We start from the raw sequence: 15,355 nt of genomic DNA on the forward strand, positions 1-15,355 counted from the left end.
TCGGCACACCCCTGATGTCGCCCGACCAACGGTCGGGCGCTACCGGTCCGGCTTGGTGGGTGCCGACCGTTGGTCGGCACACCTTTCAATGCCACCCGACCAACGGTCGGGTGCTACCCGCTGATCGGCAGTACCGATCAGCTGCCCGACAGCATCCGGCGGATCTTGCGGCCGATGCGGGTCAGGAACGAATCACCGGTATCGGCCGCGGTACGGACCGGCTTGGCCACCACCTGCACCGGGGTCACCGGGCTGGCGCCATTGCCGGCGTTGGCCTGCACGCCCTCGCCACCCTCGACCGGACGGCCGTGGCGACGACGACGGCGCTTGCGCGGCTTGCGCTCGCCATCCACGGCACCTTCCGGTGCACCCTCGGCACGCGGCGGGCGCGGCGGACGCGGGGCCTGGGCGACAGCGGCTTCGGCACCTTCGGCCGGGGCAGCTGCGGCCTGCTCGCCTTCCACGCGCGGCTTGCGCGGGCCACGCGAACGGCGCTCGCCGCTGCGCTCACCGTCGCGACGCTCGCCACGGCCACCGCCGGAGCGGCCGCCACTGCGACCACCACCACGACGCTCTTCTTCGGCGGCGCGGGCTTCGCGCGCTTCACGGAAGATCTGGCCGACGCTCTCGTTCTCCTCACCTTCCTCGCCAGCGGCCGGGGCCGGGCGTTCCGGGCGCGGCAGCGGGGTCAGCAGTTCCTTGGTGACCGGCTCGGACGGGATCTTCTGCTCGATGTAGGCCTCGATGTCCGGCAGGCCCATGGCGTAGCGTTCGCAGGCGAAGCTGATCGCATCACCCTCTTCGCCCAGGCGCGCGGTACGACCGATGCGGTGCACGTAGTCTTCGGCGTCGAACGGCAGGTCGTAGTTGTAGACGTACTTGATGCCGTCGATATGCAGGCCGCGCGCGGCGACGTCGGTGGCCACCAGGATCTCCAGCTGGCCCTTCTGGAAGCGGTTGAGCAGGCTCTCGCGCTTCTTCTGCGGCACGTCGCCGGACAGCACGCCGACGCGGTAGCCGGCCTTTTCCAGCGAACGGGCGACGCGCTCGACGAACACCTTGGTATTGACGAACACCATGGTGCGCGCGCCTTCGCTGCGCGACAGCAGGCCCAGCAGCAGCGGGATCTTCTCGTCGTCGGCCGGGAAGTAGATGCGCTGGCGCACGCGGGCGGCGGTGATGGTCTCGGCTTCGACCACCAGCTTCTGCGGCTCGTTCATGTGCTCGTAGGCCAGCTCCAGCACGCGATGGCTGAGGGTGGCGCTGAACAGCAGGGTCTGGCGGATGGTGCGTTCCGGCATGCGGCGCAGCAGGAAGCGGATGTCCTTGATGAAGCCCAGATCGAACATGCGGTCGGCTTCGTCCAGCACGCAGATCTCGCAGGCGTGCAGCGAAACCACCTTGTGCTGCTTGACGTAGTCGATCAGGCGGCCCGGGGTGGCGATGATCACGTCCACGCCCTGCTGCAGCAGCTCCCGCTGCTTGTCGTAATCCACGCCGCCGTAGACCAGCGCGAAACGCAGGCCCAGGTCGGAACCGAACTTCACCGCATCCTTGTGGATCTGGATGGCCAGTTCGCGGGTCGGGGCAAGGATCAGCGCGCGCGGATCTTCCGGCTTGCGGTCGGCCAGGGCCGGGCGGGTCAGCAGGCGGTTCACGACAGCGACCAGGAACGCCAGGGTCTTGCCGGTGCCGGTCTGGGCCTGGCCGGCAACATCACCACCGGGCAGCGCGACCGGCAGGGTCAGCGCCTGGATCGGGGTGCAGCGGGTGAATCCGGCTCCTTCAAGGCCGGCCTGCAGGGCCGGATGCAGCTCGAAGGAGGAGAAGGTCAAATCGGTCAGCGGTTTGTCGCTCATGAGTCCGTCTTGGTATGGCCGCCGGCCCGTGGGGCGGCTGGCACTTCATCGTCTAGGGGCACCGTCGCAAACTGCGGCCCCTGCGGCGGGTTGGCAGGCTGGGACCACCTGGTCCGCGCGCCGCACAATGCCCCAGTTTAACGCACTCGGGCAGGCAAACCGGAATGCGTCGTCTCACAGCCCCGGGAGACACCGCCTTCACCCAGCCACACCGGACTTGAACGGCCCGCCCGGGGTCGCTGGTGTCGCCCACTGCCAGCCCCATGTACAGGAAGACAGTGAAATCCGACACATACCGGCCATCGAAGCGATCACGATACGCTGGGTTCCAGCCGGCGCCTGTCCCTGCCCTGCGATAGGGGTACACTGCCGGCCGTGAGCGTCCAGGCATCCCGCCGAACGCACCGCGGCAGTGCGCCGCGAGGCAACGACGAGGGTCGCGCCACCGGGCATGGCCCAGTTCACCCACCTCCGGCATGGCCGGGTGCAATCCAAGACGAGAAACCAAGATGAGCGACAAGGTTGTACATGTCGGCGACGCCGACTTTGATAGCGCAGTGCTGAATTCCAAGGAACCGGTGCTGGTCGATTTCTGGGCCGAGTGGTGTGGCCCCTGCAAGATGATCGCCCCGGCGCTGGACGAACTGGCCGATGCCTACCAGGGCCGCGCCAAGATCGCCAAGGTCAACGTCGACCACAACCGCGCGCTGGCCGCCAAGTACCACGTGCGTTCGATTCCGTACCTGGTCGTGTTCAAGGACGGCGAGAAGGTTGGCGAGCAGATCGGTGCGGTGGGCAAGGCCCAGCTGGCCGGCCTGCTGGACAAGGCCCTGGCCTGATCCCGTTGTTCCCGGCAGCCGCCGCCCGCGGCTGCCGGCGGGCGCCCAGCGTCCATCATGAATGCTGTTCCCGGCGACCCTTGCAAGCCGCCGCAGGCCGATGATAGTGTCGGCATATCCGGCCGCGTTCGCGTGCCGCACCCTCTGGACGCAGTTTCTTCCAGACCCATTCCCAACGTTCGCCGCCCCAGCCGGGCGCTCGCACCTTCAAGCGAGGAATAACGCTCTTGTCCGATAACACTTCCGAAACCGGCAGCGCCGATGCGCCCGCCGAAAAGCGCGTGCGCAAGCCCCGCGTGAGCAAGGCCGCCGCTCCGGCAGCCGCCGAAACCAGCGCCGCTCCGGCGCAACCGACCCTGCCGCTGGCAGCCGCGCCCGAAGCGCCGGCACCGGCTGCAGCCGCCCCCGCGCCGAGCGCGCCTGCCACTGAAGCCCCCGCCTCCGGCGGCGGTGAGGGTGGCGAAGGCCGCGAATCCGGACAGCGCCAGCAGAACCACCAGGGCGGTGGCCAGAACCAGGGCCAGGGTCAGAACAACAACCCGTACAACCAGAACGGCCAGCAGGGCCAGGGCAATCGCCGCGACCGTTTCCGCAATCGTCGCGACCGTGACCGCAACCGCGGTGGCCGTGATGACGGCATGCCGCAGGACGGCGGCGAGCAGCAGCCCTTCGTGCCGCGCCCGCACGCCAACGTGCCGGAAGGCTTCCCGGTCTACTCGCTGAGCGACCTCAAGCGCATGCCGGCACAGAAGCTGCTGGAAATCGCCGAGCAGCTGCAGATCTCCGAAGGCGTGGCCCGTGCCCGCAAGCAGGACGTGATCTTCGCCCTGCTGAAGGTGCTGACCCGCCACGGCGACGGCGTTGCCGCCGATGGCGTGCTGGAAATCCTGCCGGACGGCTTCGGCTTCCTGCGCGCGGCCGAAGCCAGCTACCTGGCCGGCCCGGACGACACCTACATCTCGCCCAGCCAGATCCGCCGCTTCAACCTGCGCACCGGCGACCACATCTCCGGCCGCATCCGCTTCCCGAAGGACGGCGAGCGCTACTTCGCGCTGAACATCGTCGACACCATCAACGGCGAGCCGATCGAAGCGTCGAAGAACAAGGTGCTGTTCGAGAACCTGACCGCGCTGTTCCCGCGCCGCCGCTTCACCCTGGAGCGTGGCAACGGTTCGTCGGAAGACATCACCGGCCGCATCCTCGATCTGATGGCGCCGCAGGGCAAGGGCCAGCGTTCGCTCATCGTGTCGCAGCCGAAGGCCGGCAAGACGATGATGATGCAGCAGGTCGCCACGGCCATCACCACCAACCACCCGGACGTGCACCTGATCGTGCTGCTGATCGATGAGCGCCCGGAAGAAGTGACCGAAATGCAGCGCACCGTGCGCGGCGAGGTCATCAGCTCGACCTTCGACGAGCCCGCCGCGCGCCACGTGCAGGTGGCCGAAATGGTCATCGAGCGCGCCAAGCGCCTGGTCGAGCACAAGAAGGACGTGGTGATCCTGCTCGATTCGATCACCCGCCTGGCCCGCGCCTACAACAACGTGGTGCCGAGCTCGGGCAAGGTGCTGACCGGTGGTGTGGACGCCAACGCCCTGCACCGCCCGAAGCGCTTCTTCGGTGCCGCGCGCAACGTGGAAGAAGGCGGCAGCCTGACCATCATCGCCACCGCGCTGGTCGACACCGGCTCGAAGATGGACGAGGTGATCTACGAAGAGTTCAAGGGCACCGGCAACAGCGAAGTGCACCTGAGCCGTCGTATCGCTGAAAAGCGCGTGTTCCCGGCCATCGACATCAACCGTTCCGGCACCCGCCGCGAAGACCTGCTGATCGAGCCGGAGCTGCTGCAGAAGATCTGGATCCTGCGCAAGCTGCTGCATCCGATGGATGAAATGGCCGCGATGGAGTTCCTGCTGGACAAGATGAAGAACACCAAGTCCAACGACGAGTTCTTCGGTTCGATGAAGCGCTGATCCACGGCATTGCATCGAAAAGAACCTGCCGCTCGCTGCGGCAGGTTTTTTTTTGCCTGCAGGGCGACCCACTTCACTTTGCCGCCGCCGACTTTTGGCGATAATTCGCCCGATACCCTGCCCGGCCCTGCGGGCGTGGCCACCGATTCCCGCTGTCGCCCCTTCCGGAGAACCGGTCGGGTCCAGCCTCCTGCCGGATCCGTCGACGCATGCGAACGCTGTCTCCCCGCCTCAACCTGGGCAAGCTGATCCTCGCCCTGGCCCTGCTCAGCGCCATCATCGCCCTGGCCAATACCCTGCTGGCCAGCTACCGCGTGCAGCGCGACCAGCTGGTCGGCAATACCCTGGAAGCCAACCGCGTCTATGCCACCAAGCTGGCCGAGACCACCCAGAACTTCCTGCTGGCCGCACAGCAGGAGCTGGCCTACGCCGCCACCCGGCTCGGCCAGAGCGACCTGGATCCGAAGCAGGCCCAGGATGAAGCCAGCCGCCTGCAGCTGCAGACCAACAGCTTCAACTCCTCGCTGGTGGTCGACGCCGACGGCCTGGTGATCGCCACCTCGCCGCAGACCCTGCAACTGCAGGGCGAGATCCTGCACAGCGTCGGCAACAACGCCGCGCTGGCCGCGCGCCAGCCGATGATCAGCGATCCCTACCAGTCGGCCACGGGCAAGCTGCTGGTCTCGCTGTCGCACCCGATCTTCGACCGCCAGGGCCGCTATCGCGGCTACGTCAGCGGCACCCTGTACCTGCGCCAGCGCAGCGCGCTGCATACGCTGCTGGGCAAGCACTACTATCGCGACGGCTCCTACCTGTACGTAGTCGACCGCCATGGCCGCCTGCTGTACCACGCCGACGGCAAGCGGGTCGGCGACTACGTGGTCGGCAACCCGGCGGTGAAAGCGGTGGTGCGCGGCGAACGCGGCGCGCAGCAGGTCCGCAACAACCTGGGCGTGTCGATGCTGGCCGGTTATGCGCCGGTACCGGCCACCGGCTGGGGCATCATCGCCCAGCGGCCGACCGAGGCCACGTTGCAGCCGTTGTCGCGGTTGATGACCGCGGTGATCTGGAACGCGATCCCGCTCGGCCTGCTGTCACTGCTGATCACCTGGTGGTTCGCCCGGCGCATCTCGATGCCGCTGTGGCAGCTGGCGCGCAACGTGCAGGGCGGCGAGGACACCGGCAACGCGATCAACCACGTCAGCGGCATCCGCGCGTGGTACTTCGAGGTTGCCCAGCTGAAGCAGGCGGTCCTGCACAGCTTCAACGCCCTGCAGGACCGCATCGGTACGCTCAACCGCGCCAACCGCACCGACCCGCTGACCGGCCTGCTCAATCGCCGCGGCCTGCAGCAGGCGCTGGATGCGCTGCAGGTGCAGGGCATTCCGTTCGCGATCCTGGCGCTGGACATCGATCGCTTCAAATCGATCAACGACAGCCACGGCCATGACGTCGGCGACGCCGCCATCGTCCATATCGCCGACCAGATGCGCCGCTACTCGCGTGACAGCGACATCCTCTGCCGCGCCGGTGGCGAGGAATTCCTGCTGCTGTTGCCGGGCATCAGTACCGACTCGGCACGCCAGGCCGGCGAGCGCCTGCGCCAGCACATCGCCGATCATCCATTCGAGCCGGTGGGCACCATCACCGTGTCGCTGGGCGTGGCCCACTTCCCCAGCTTCCATGTCGATGCCGAGCAGGCCCTGCGGCTGGCCGACAAGGCTCTGTACATGGCCAAGGAACAGGGCCGCAACCGGGTGGTGGTCTACCCGTACGCGGACTGAGAAGCGGCCAGCCTGGCCGACCGCTTCACCGCGCCAGGCTCAGCGCTGGGCCAGCGGCGTCAGCAGGCGCAGGCCACGCTGGGTGCCGTCGACCATGTACACACCGCCGGCGGGCAGCAGATCACTGCCTGCCTGCTCGGCAGCATCCGGCTTGCGCCACGGTGCGGCCTGGCGCGGGCCGGGGATGAAGGCACGCCAGCGGCCATAGCGTTCCGGCTGGCCGTTGTCGCTGTTGTTCAGGGCGAAGGTGACCGGCACGCGCACGGTCCAGGAGTCACGCGTACTGTCCTCGCCGGTGGTCGGCGGCACGAAGGTCCACTTGCGGGCCGCACTGATACTGGCCTTGGCGAGGATGTCGCGCATCTTGGACATGGTCCGTTCCGGTGCGACCACCGTCATGTTCACCTGTTCGGCAACGACATCGGCGACGGTGCCATCGCGCGCAACCCGGACCAGCAGCAGCACGTCACCCTGCCCACCATTGCGGAAGGCATCCTCGGGGTAGCGCGGTGGCGGCATGCGCTTCTGGGTGACCGAATCGGTAGCCTTCGGATCATATTCACTGAAATCGACACTGGTCATGCTGATCTGGTAGCTGCCGTCGTCCTGCTCCTTGCCACGCAGCCGCACCCGCAGCGGCGCGTGGGTGGCCACCGGCTTGCCGTCGCGCAGCGTCGGCTCGAACTGCCAGCCACGGATGGTGCCTTCCACGAACGATGCGATGCCCGGTGCGAGCATCGCCTGCTGGTCCAGGGTCAGCTTGCTGACCGATCCGTCGGCCGCCACATCGATACTGCCCGACAGCGCCATGCTCATCTCGGCAGTGGCGCGCACGGCGCGCGCGTTCTGGGCAACGGCATCGGCCGGCAGCAGGGGAGCACCGGCGGTGAACGCCAGGGCCAGGGCAAGGAACAGGGGGGAGCGCATCATTGCCGGATCCATGGTGATGAGGTGAACCCCGAGCGTACCCCAGTCTGGACGGGACCGGCAGGCGATTCACGCCAATCCGTTCAGGCCAGGCGATGGGCCACCGCGTAGGGCGGCGTATCCGGATAGTCACCGCCGGCGAAGCGCGCCTGCAGGCCCTGCCACCACGCGGGGTCGAACAGGTGCCGGTACTGTTCGCGCACCGCGGCCAGCTCGCCCGCCGGCAGGCCCATGAACGGGCCGAAGCGCTCGGGAAACACATCGCGTGGCCCGACATGGAACCAGGGTTCGTCGGCCATGGCTTCCTCCGGCGTACGCGGCTGCGGCCAGGCGCGGAACACGCAGTCGCTGACCAGGCACAGCTCGTCATAGTCGTAGAACACGGCCCGGCCATGCCGCGATACGCCGAAGTTCTTCGGCAGCATGTCGCCTGGGAAGATGTTGTTGCGCGCCATGTCGGTGATCGCCTGTGCGTAGTCAAGGACCGCCGCACGCACCGCATCGCCGCCCTGCTCGCGCAGGTACAGGTTCAATGGACGGAAGCGACGCTGCACGTAGCACAGTGCAACTTCCACCTGGTCGCCATCGACGCGCACGCTCTGCGCGCACTGCTCGAGCAGCTCTTCCAGCAAGGCCGGTGCGAAGCGGTCGCGCGGGAAACGCAGATGGCGGTACGGCTGCGCATCAAGCAGGCGACCGACACGGTCGAGGTTGAACACCAGCGCGTACTTCTCTTCCACCTGCTGGCGCGACATCGACTTCGGCCACACGAAGCGGTCGCGGATCAGCTTGAATACCAGCGGATAGCTGGGCAGGGTGAACACCGCCATGACCATGCCCGGCGTACCTTCGGCGGGCACCAGCCGCTCCTGCGGATGTTCGTTGAAGTGGCGGAAGAAGGTGCGGTAGCGCTCGGTCTTGCCTTGCTTGGCCCGGCCCAGAACGGTGTAGATCTCATCGATGGGCTTGCCTGGCAACAGGCTGCGCAGGAACACCACCGCATCGCCCACCGTCGCGAGGTCGGCCTGGAAATAGCTGCGCGACACGCCGAACAGGTGGGCGACGTCGCGGCGCCGGGTCAGCACCGCATCGGCACGCAGGCCCTGCCCATCGTTGACCAGTGCGATCACGCACGGTGAGAAGCGATGCTCGCCGAACACGCGACCCACCAGGTAGGCGCGGCGCTCGCGATAGAACACGGTGTCGAGCAGCTCGATGCTGCGCACCGGCGTATCGCCCCAGTGGGCCAGATCATCCTGCAGGCGCACGGCGATGGCCGCCGCGCAGCGCAGCTGGTGCGCATAGGGAATGTCGAAGCGGTAATCGGCCAGCACGCGCTGCAGGGCCTCCACCGGCCGCGTCGGCGAGACCGCATAGGTATGCCGTGCGACCGGGTGGGTGATCGCATCGGACGGCTCGACATCGAAGGCGATGAACTCCAGTTCCGGGTCCACGCCACGGGTGGAGAACAAGCGCCGCGACAGCGTGTTGTAGAAGGTCTTGTACAGCTCGGCGTCGATCAGCCCCCGCAGCAGTGCGCTGTAACGCGCATGCACCTGCAGCCACAGCGCGCGCTCCCCGATCGCTTCGCCGGCAAGGCGCCGCAGCGCATCCATCTGTTCGGCGATGCACAGGTCGTACAACGCGATGCGTTCGACTGCATCCTGGCGCGCGCCCGCCCAGTCGCGCTGCTCGAAGCGCTGCCGCGCACGGGCGGTGATCGCCGCAAAGCGGGCGTGATACTGCTCGAAGCCGGCGTGGATGGCGCCGGCGATGCGCGACGCCAGCTCGGCAGCGATGTCAGGCTCGGACATGCAGGGCTCACCCGGGAGGACCGGCCTCACCATACGCTGGCATGGGGTGGCTTGTGTAGCGCCACCGCGCGCCGTGACAAACGCAACGATTCCTACAGACCCGATGCCTCCCCGCTGCCTACCCTTTCAGACCCAACAACGGCACGAGGTGACGCATGCAGCAAATGACCTTTATCCCACGCGTGGAGGAAGGCAACGTAATCCCGCAGCGCGCCCGCGACGGCTACATCAGCGCCACCGCCCTCTGCCAGTCCGTCGGCAAGCGCTGGTCCGATTACCGGGCGCTGAAATCGACGGAGGAGTTCCTGCAGGAGCTCATGGCGCAGACGAAGCTGTCCGAGAATGAGCTGATCCACGTGGTATCCGGTGGAAACCCGGCGATGCAGGGCACCTGGATCCACCCGTACCTCGCCATCCACCTCGGCCAGTGGCTGTCGCGCAAGTTCGCAGTGAAGGTCTCGCAGTGGGTGGTGGAATGGCAGCAGGGTCGCGCCAATGCGTTGCTGCCCGTGCACATCGATCGCTACATGCAGAACCGTGCCAAGGTGCCGTACACCCATTTCTCGATGCTCAACGAGCTGACCCTGAACCTGATCGCACCGCTTGAGCAGGCCGGATACACGCTTCCGCAGGCGCTGGTTCCGGACATCTCCGAAGGCCGCCTGTTCTGCAAATGGCTGAGGGATCATCGCGGCGTCGACACCGATGCACTGCCCACGTATGACCACACCTACCCGGACGGCCGCACGGTGCAGGCCAAGCTGTATCCCAACGAGTTCTACGAGGACTTCCGCCGTCATTTCAACGAAGTGTGGCTGCCCCAGAAGGCGCACACCTACTTCGCCAAGCGCGACAGCAAAGCGCTTTCGTTCGTGACCACGCTGCTGCTTCCACCGCAGTGAAAGCAGCGCCGAACGTGCTCGGCTGCTTCGGCCGAAAGCAGCCGAGCATGGCTCGGCTCTACAGTGGCAATGAGCAGCCGAGCATGGCTCGGCTCTACAGGAGCCGGTGGCTCAGATCGCCAGTTCAGCCTCCACGTCCTGTACCTTGCGCCGGGCCAATGCCAGGTTGGACTTGGTACGGTCCAGCACGATGTAGAAGAACAGGCCCTTCTTCTTCGCCACCGGGCGCATGATGTGGTACGCCTTGCCCAGCGAGATCAGGATGTCCTCGATGCTGTCGTTGAGGTTCAACGACGCGGCGGTTTTCATCTTGGCGCGGATCACTTCGGTGTTGCCGGCGGCGGCCACTTCCATGTCCATGCCGGCACCGGCTTCGCCCAGCAGCATGCCGCTTTCATAGTCGACCAGCGCCACTGCCTGCGCGCCGTCGATGCCCATCAGTGCGTTCAACGATTCATTCAATCCAGCCACGTCGCACCTCTTGTCGATGTTGGTTCGAGCCCCTCGTTCCCCTGCGGCCGGGCTCACGATCCGCCGAGTTCGGCCAGGATCGCCTGGCCACATTCCCTGCTCTGCCACAGCACCTGGCCGATCACGCTGCGCTGGTCGCAGGCCGCCATCAGCAGCAGCGGTGCGCGCCCTTCGGCCTGGATCGCCAGCATCAGCACCTTGCCGCCCGCCGCTTCCAGCATCAGTGTCTGCAGATCGCCCAGTACCAGTTCGCGCCCGACCGCCGCAGCCAACGCCAGCATCGCGCTGGTCATCGCCGCCAGCCGCTCGCCGCGCCCTTCGGCGCCGGCGCTGACCAGGGCAAAGCCATCGACGCTGGCCAGCACTACCGTGCGCACGCCTTCGACCCGCTGCTGCAGGTCCTGCAGCAGGGGCTGCAGGCGCTCACGCTGACCGGCATCGGGCAGTACCGCCATCTGCCCGTCAGCCATGTGCAGCTACCAGTGCGTGCGCTTCCATTTCGCTCATCAGTACATCCATCAGCAGCAGTCCCTGTTCGCGGTCACGGGCATCCACGGCCAGCAGCGGTAGCGGCTGGTCGTCAAGGCAGGCACGGGCGGCCCAGTCGTCCAGTGCGGCCTGCGGTGCCTGGTCCAGGTGGGTGACCGCCACGACCAGTGCCAGGGATGAAGCGAACGGCTGCAGCACCTGCAGGTAGCCTTCCAGCTCGCTGGCCAGACCGGCGCGGCGCGCATCCAGCAGCAGCACCGCGCCACGCGCGCCCTGCAGCAGGATCGGCCACAGGAAGTCGAAACGCTGCTGGCCGGGTGTGCCGTAGAGACGCAGGCGTTCGCCGTTGGGCAGGTCGATGTCTGCGTAGTCCAGCGCTACGGTGGTGGAGGCCTTGTCGGCGCCGAAGCGATCACTGTTGGCCACATCCGTGTCGACCACCGCGCCAGTCGCGATGCTGCGTACCAGGGTCGACTTGCCGCTGCCCATGCCGCCCAGCACGACCACCTTGTGCTCACGCATTGCGCTCGCTCCCGCGCAGGTGCCGCCACAGGCGGGCAAGCAATCCGTTGTCGGTGCGGGTGCCGCCTGTCGCCATCATCGGCGTCGCCGGGGCGGCCTGCAGCTGCGCGTAGCCACACAGGTAGGCGGCATGGATGAAATCGCGAACGGCCGCCGCCGGTAGTTCGAGCAGCATCGCGCATTCTTCAACCGTGCACGCACGCTTGAGCAGCAACGAGCACAGGCGGAAGCCATCGTGGTCATGGCCCAGCACGCGGAAATCCGGCCAGCGCAGCAGCTTCACCGAGGCGCCGCGCAGGCGTTCGTCCAGCGCCTGCCAATGGCGGCTGCGTTGCGCCCATTGCCACAACAGCGGCCGCAGCGGCTGGCGTGGCCGCTCGCCGGCCAGGGCCTGCAGGCGCGCGGGTGTCAGCGCATCCAGCTGCAGGCGCTCAAAGGCATCGGCCAGGCGCTCCACCAGCGCCGCAGCCGGTTCCTGCAACAGCACGGCCTGATCGTGCTCCAGATCCATCAGCAGCAGAGGCTCGCCCGCATCACCCAGCAGTGCCTGGCCCTGTCGCAGCGGCAGCCGCTCGCGCAGCAGGCGGGTGATGGCGTGTGCGCCATCTGCCAGGCGGATCGGTGCAGGTGTCTGCATGGCCAGGGGCTCCGGTGCCAACTGCATGCGGCGCAGCGCGCGACCGATGGCACCGTCATCAAGCAAGTCCTGATGCCCGTCGCCATCACGCAGCTGGCCGCCGATGTCCTCGATCCAGCACTGCAGGCGCGGTCGTTGCTGTCGCATGCGCTGGGCGGCGTTGCGCAGCGCTGGGGTATCGCGGATGACCAGCAGATCGCAATCGTCCAGATCCTGGCTGCGCCGGACCTGGCCATCCGGCAGTGCCGAGGCCAGGCGCAGCCGTTGCAGCAGGGCCTGCTCGCCCTGGATATCGGTTCCCACTACCAGCACGCGTGCCATCCGTGTTCCCCGAGCGACCACCTCCCCGGTGGTCTCGCGTCGCCAAGGCTAGGGCATTGCCGACGGAGGCCGTCGTGATCGACTGCTCAGATTGAGGGCGGCTGCAGACTGTCTCCTATCCGTTCTGCGACGGCCATCGCGGGCAAGTTTCATGCCCCTTTGACGACATTCCGACAGCCGACGGATGTCACGGTTTCATCGCTTGGGGGTCAGATCCCTTTTGCATGGCAACAGGGATCTGACCCCCGAGGCCGCAAAAAAAGAAACCCGCGCCGAAGCGCGGGTTCCGGTGTCACGGCCGAGCTGCGCTGGATCAGCCGCGCAGCTGCTCCAGCGCGGCGTTGAAGGTCGCGCTCGGGCGCATCGCCTTGCTGGCCTTGGCCACGTCTGGGCGGTAGTAGCCGCCGATGTCCACGGCCTTGCCCTGCACCGCGATCAGTTCTTCAACGATCTTCTGCTCGTTGTCGGTCAGCGCCTTGGCCAGCGGGGCGAAGCGTGCCTTCAGCGCGGCATCTTCATTCTGCGCGGCCAGGGCCTGGGCCCAGTACAGCGCGATGTAGAAGTGGCTGCCGCGGTTGTCGATGCCACCCAGCTTGCGCGACGGCGACTTGTCGTTGTCCAGGAACTGGCCGTTGGCTTCGTCCAGTGCCTTGGCCAGCACGCGGGCTGCGGCGTTGTCGTAGCGGTTGCCCAGGTGTTCCAGCGACGCGGCCAGGGCCAGGAATTCGCCCAGCGAATCCCAGCGCAGGTAGTCCTCTTCGACGAACTGCTGCACGTGCTTCGGGGCCGAACCACCGGCGCCGGTCTCGAACAGGCCACCACCGGCCATCAGCGGCACGATCGACAGCATCTTGGCGCTGGTGCCCAGCTCCATGATCGGGAACAGGTCGGTGAGGTAATCGCGCAGCACATTGCCGGTCACCGAGATGGTGTCCTCGCCCTTGCGGATGCGGTCCAGCGAGAATGCGGTGGCTTCCACCGGCGGCAGGATGCGGATATCCAGGCCATTGGTGTCATGGTTCTTCAGGTAGGTTTCGACCTTGGCGATGACCTGCGCGTCGTGGGCGCGGGCGGCGTCCAGCCAGAACACGGCCGGGGTGCTGCTCAGGCGGGCGCGTTCGACGGCCAGCTTGACCCAGTCCTGGATCGGCGCGTCCTTGGTCTGGCACATGCGCCAGATATCACCCGCTTCCACAGCGTGCTCGAACACAACCGTGCCGGCATCGTCGGTGACCTTGACCACGCCATCGGCGGCGATCTGGAAGGTCTTGTCGTGCGAGCCGTACTCTTCGGCCTTCTGCGCCATCAGGCCGACATTCGGCACCGAACCCATGGTGGCCGGGTCGAAGGCGCCGTGCGCCTTGCAGTCGTCGATGACGGCCTGGTACACGCCGGCGTAGCAGCGGTCCGGAATGACCGCCTTGGTGTCCTGCAGCTTGCCTTCGGCGTTCCACATCTTGCCGGAGTCGCGGATCATCGCCGGCATCGAGGCGTCGACGATCACGTCGCTCGGCACGTGCAGGTTGGTGATGCCCTTGTCCGAGTTGACCATGGCCACGCCCGGGCGCTGCGCGTACTCGGCCGCCAGGTCGGCTTCGATCGCAGCACGGGTGGCTTCAGGTAGCGACGGCAGGCGCACAGCCAGGTCACCGATGCCGTTGTTGGCATCGAAACCCGCCTGCTTGAGCACGTCGGCGTGCTTGGCCAGCACGTCCTTGTAGAACTCGTTGACCGCCACGCCGAACATGATCGGGTCGGAGACCTTCATCATGGTCGCCTTCAGGTGCAGCGAGAACAGCACGCCCTGGGCCTTGGCATCGGCGATCTGCTCAGCGATGAACGCGGCCAGCGCCTTGCGGCTCATGACGGCGGCGTCGACGATTTCGCCGGCCTTGACCGCGGTCTTTTCCTTCAGCACGACGGTGCTGCCGTCCTTGCCGTGGAAGGTGATCTTCAGCGAACCGGCGTTGGCCAGGGTGGCCGACTTTTCGCTGCCGTAGAAATCACCGGCGGCCATGTGCGCGACGTGCGACTTCGAATCCGACGCCCAGGCGCCCATGCGGTGCGGGTGCTTGCGCGCATAGTTCTTCACCGACAGCGGTGCGCGGCGGTCGGAGTTGCCTTCGCGCAGCACCGGGTTCACCGCGCTGCCCTTGACCTTGTCATAGCGCGCCTTGTAGTCGCGCTGCTGGTCGTCGGCCGGGGTTTCCGGGTAATCCGGCAGCGGATAGCCCTGGTCCTGCAGTTCCTTGATGGCCGCCTTCAGCTGCGGCACCGAAGCGGAGATGTTCGGCAGCTTGATGATGTTGGCGTCCGGGGTGGTCGCCAGCTGGCCCAGCTCAGCCAGGTCGTCGCTGACCTTCTGCGCGTCGCTGAGCAGTTCCGGGAACAGTGACAGGATGCGGCCGGACAGCGAGATGTCACGGGTTTCCACCACGATGCCGGCAGTGGCGGTGTAGGCACCAACGATCGGCAGCAGCGACTGGGTGGCCAGGAACGGTGCTTCGTCGGTCAGCGTGTAGAGGATCTTGGACATGGGGGACTTGGACTCTGTAGCAATGCTCAGGGGAAGGCCGGCGCCAGCGCCGGGCCACGTGCAACCGTGTCGCGCGCGGGGCCGGGCCCCGCGCTTTCCCCGTCGCCGTCAGGGTGGGCGCGCGGCGGGGAAACCGCTGTATTGTCGCGTTTTCAGCCGCGCGGGGCAAAGCCGTGCCATACGCGGCGGTACTGCATGCCGGCAACGCTGTGATCCATCCACGCCCGGTGTGGATGAAGCGCGGCCCGGTTGTAACTAGATCCACGCCATGCGTGATGGGG

General features: G+C 67.0%; 12 protein-coding genes. 4 read left to right on the forward strand and 8 right to left on the reverse strand.

Features of this window, described 5'->3' with window-relative positions; genetic code table 11:
* Positions 1-137 precede the first annotated feature (137 nt).
* Positions 138-1,859 (reverse strand): ATP-dependent RNA helicase RhlB, encoded by a 1,722-nt coding sequence (gene rhlB / locus AB1281_RS17915; protein WP_053461559.1) that lies wholly within the window; start codon positions 1,857-1,859, stop codon positions 138-140.
* Between the two features lie 509 nt (positions 1,860-2,368).
* Here rhlB and trxA point away from each other — a divergent pair.
* The 3 genes from trxA to AB1281_RS17930 all read left to right on the forward strand — a co-directional run bounded on the left by trxA (position 2,369) and on the right by AB1281_RS17930 (position 6,455).
* The gene (trxA, locus tag AB1281_RS17920; RefSeq protein WP_005411275.1) at positions 2,369-2,698 is read left to right on the forward strand and encodes a thioredoxin; all 330 of its coding nucleotides are present in this window, start codon (positions 2,369-2,371) and stop codon (positions 2,696-2,698) included.
* 227 nt (positions 2,699-2,925) lie between these two features.
* Positions 2,926-4,671, forward strand: coding sequence for a transcription termination factor Rho (rho, locus tag AB1281_RS17925; RefSeq protein WP_119006834.1), 1,746 nt, complete (start codon positions 2,926-2,928; stop codon positions 4,669-4,671).
* A 209-nt stretch (positions 4,672-4,880) separates the two neighbouring features.
* Positions 4,881-6,455 (forward strand): sensor domain-containing diguanylate cyclase, encoded by a 1,575-nt coding sequence (locus AB1281_RS17930; protein ID WP_075676022.1) that lies wholly within the window; start codon positions 4,881-4,883, stop codon positions 6,453-6,455.
* A gap of 39 nt (positions 6,456-6,494) precedes the next feature.
* On the opposite strand, the gene AB1281_RS17935 is transcribed toward AB1281_RS17930, so the two are convergent.
* Together AB1281_RS17935 and aceK are read right to left on the reverse strand one after the other, a co-directional pair.
* Positions 6,495-7,385 (reverse strand): energy transducer TonB, encoded by an 891-nt coding sequence (locus AB1281_RS17935; RefSeq protein ID WP_075676021.1) that lies wholly within the window; start codon positions 7,383-7,385, stop codon positions 6,495-6,497.
* An 80-nt stretch (positions 7,386-7,465) separates the two neighbouring features.
* Positions 7,466-9,196 carry a bifunctional isocitrate dehydrogenase kinase/phosphatase gene (gene aceK, locus AB1281_RS17940; protein ID WP_430346566.1) on the reverse strand — a complete coding sequence of 577 codons (1,731 nt, stop codon included), beginning with the start codon at positions 9,194-9,196 and terminating at the stop codon, positions 7,466-7,468.
* Positions 9,197-9,360: 164 nt separating this feature from the next.
* Here aceK and AB1281_RS17945 point away from each other — a divergent pair, with 164 nt between their 5' ends.
* Entirely contained in the window at positions 9,361-10,098 is a 738-nt protein-coding gene (locus AB1281_RS17945; protein ID WP_430346567.1) for a KilA-N domain-containing protein, read from the forward strand.
* Positions 10,099-10,209: 111 nt separating this feature from the next.
* Here AB1281_RS17945 and AB1281_RS17950 read toward each other — a convergent pair whose 3' ends face one another.
* The 5 genes from AB1281_RS17950 to AB1281_RS17970 form a co-directional block, all read right to left on the reverse strand.
* The gene (locus tag AB1281_RS17950; RefSeq protein WP_005419760.1) at positions 10,210-10,569 is read right to left on the reverse strand and encodes a hypothetical protein; all 360 of its coding nucleotides are present in this window, start codon (positions 10,567-10,569) and stop codon (positions 10,210-10,212) included.
* Positions 10,570-10,622: 53 nt separating this feature from the next.
* Positions 10,623-11,039, reverse strand: coding sequence for a roadblock/LC7 domain-containing protein (locus tag AB1281_RS17955; protein WP_019336717.1), 417 nt, complete (start codon positions 11,037-11,039; stop codon positions 10,623-10,625).
* Complete coding sequence (locus AB1281_RS17960; protein ID WP_164118781.1) at positions 11,032-11,580, reverse strand: GTP-binding protein; 549 nt, start codon at positions 11,578-11,580, stop codon at positions 11,032-11,034. Before AB1281_RS17960 ends, AB1281_RS17955 begins: the two co-directional genes overlap by 8 nt.
* A complete protein-coding gene (locus tag AB1281_RS17965) occupies positions 11,573-12,538 on the reverse strand; it encodes a hypothetical protein (protein ID WP_430346568.1) in 966 nt (321 codons plus the stop codon). Before AB1281_RS17965 ends, AB1281_RS17960 begins: the two co-directional genes overlap by 8 nt.
* A gap of 313 nt (positions 12,539-12,851) precedes the next feature.
* Complete coding sequence (locus tag AB1281_RS17970) at positions 12,852-15,074, reverse strand: NADP-dependent isocitrate dehydrogenase (protein ID WP_430346569.1); 2,223 nt, start codon at positions 15,072-15,074, stop codon at positions 12,852-12,854.
* Positions 15,075-15,355: the final 281 nt, after the last annotated feature.

The sequence above is a fragment of the Stenotrophomonas sp. NRRL B-14846 genome (assembly GCF_050473585.1).
Lineage (GTDB): Bacteria > Pseudomonadota > Gammaproteobacteria > Xanthomonadales > Xanthomonadaceae > Stenotrophomonas.

What these genes read in the sequence shown, in the direction of transcription:
- trxA (WP_005411275.1), top strand. Translation starts at nt 2,369, where the DNA reads ATGAGCGACAAGGTTGTACATGTCGGCGACGCCGACTTTGATAGCGCA.
- AB1281_RS17960 (WP_164118781.1), bottom strand. Translation starts at nt 11,580, where the DNA reads ATGCGTGAGCACAAGGTGGTCGTGCTGGGCGGCATGGGCAGCGGCAAG.
- aceK (WP_430346566.1), bottom strand. Translation starts at nt 9,196, where the DNA reads ATGTCCGAGCCTGACATCGCTGCCGAGCTGGCGTCGCGCATCGCCGGC.
- AB1281_RS17965 (WP_430346568.1), bottom strand. Translation starts at nt 12,538, where the DNA reads ATGGCACGCGTGCTGGTAGTGGGAACCGATATCCAGGGCGAGCAGGCC.
- AB1281_RS17935 (WP_075676021.1), bottom strand. Translation starts at nt 7,385, where the DNA reads ATGATGCGCTCCCCCCTGTTCCTTGCCCTGGCCCTGGCGTTCACCGCC.
- AB1281_RS17970 (WP_430346569.1), bottom strand. Translation starts at nt 15,074, where the DNA reads ATGTCCAAGATCCTCTACACGCTGACCGACGAAGCACCGTTCCTGGCC.
- rhlB (WP_053461559.1), bottom strand. Translation starts at nt 1,859, where the DNA reads ATGAGCGACAAACCGCTGACCGATTTGACCTTCTCCTCCTTCGAGCTG.
- AB1281_RS17930 (WP_075676022.1), top strand. Translation starts at nt 4,881, where the DNA reads ATGCGAACGCTGTCTCCCCGCCTCAACCTGGGCAAGCTGATCCTCGCC.
- AB1281_RS17955 (WP_019336717.1), bottom strand. Translation starts at nt 11,039, where the DNA reads ATGGCTGACGGGCAGATGGCGGTACTGCCCGATGCCGGTCAGCGTGAG.
- AB1281_RS17945 (WP_430346567.1), top strand. Translation starts at nt 9,361, where the DNA reads ATGACCTTTATCCCACGCGTGGAGGAAGGCAACGTAATCCCGCAGCGC.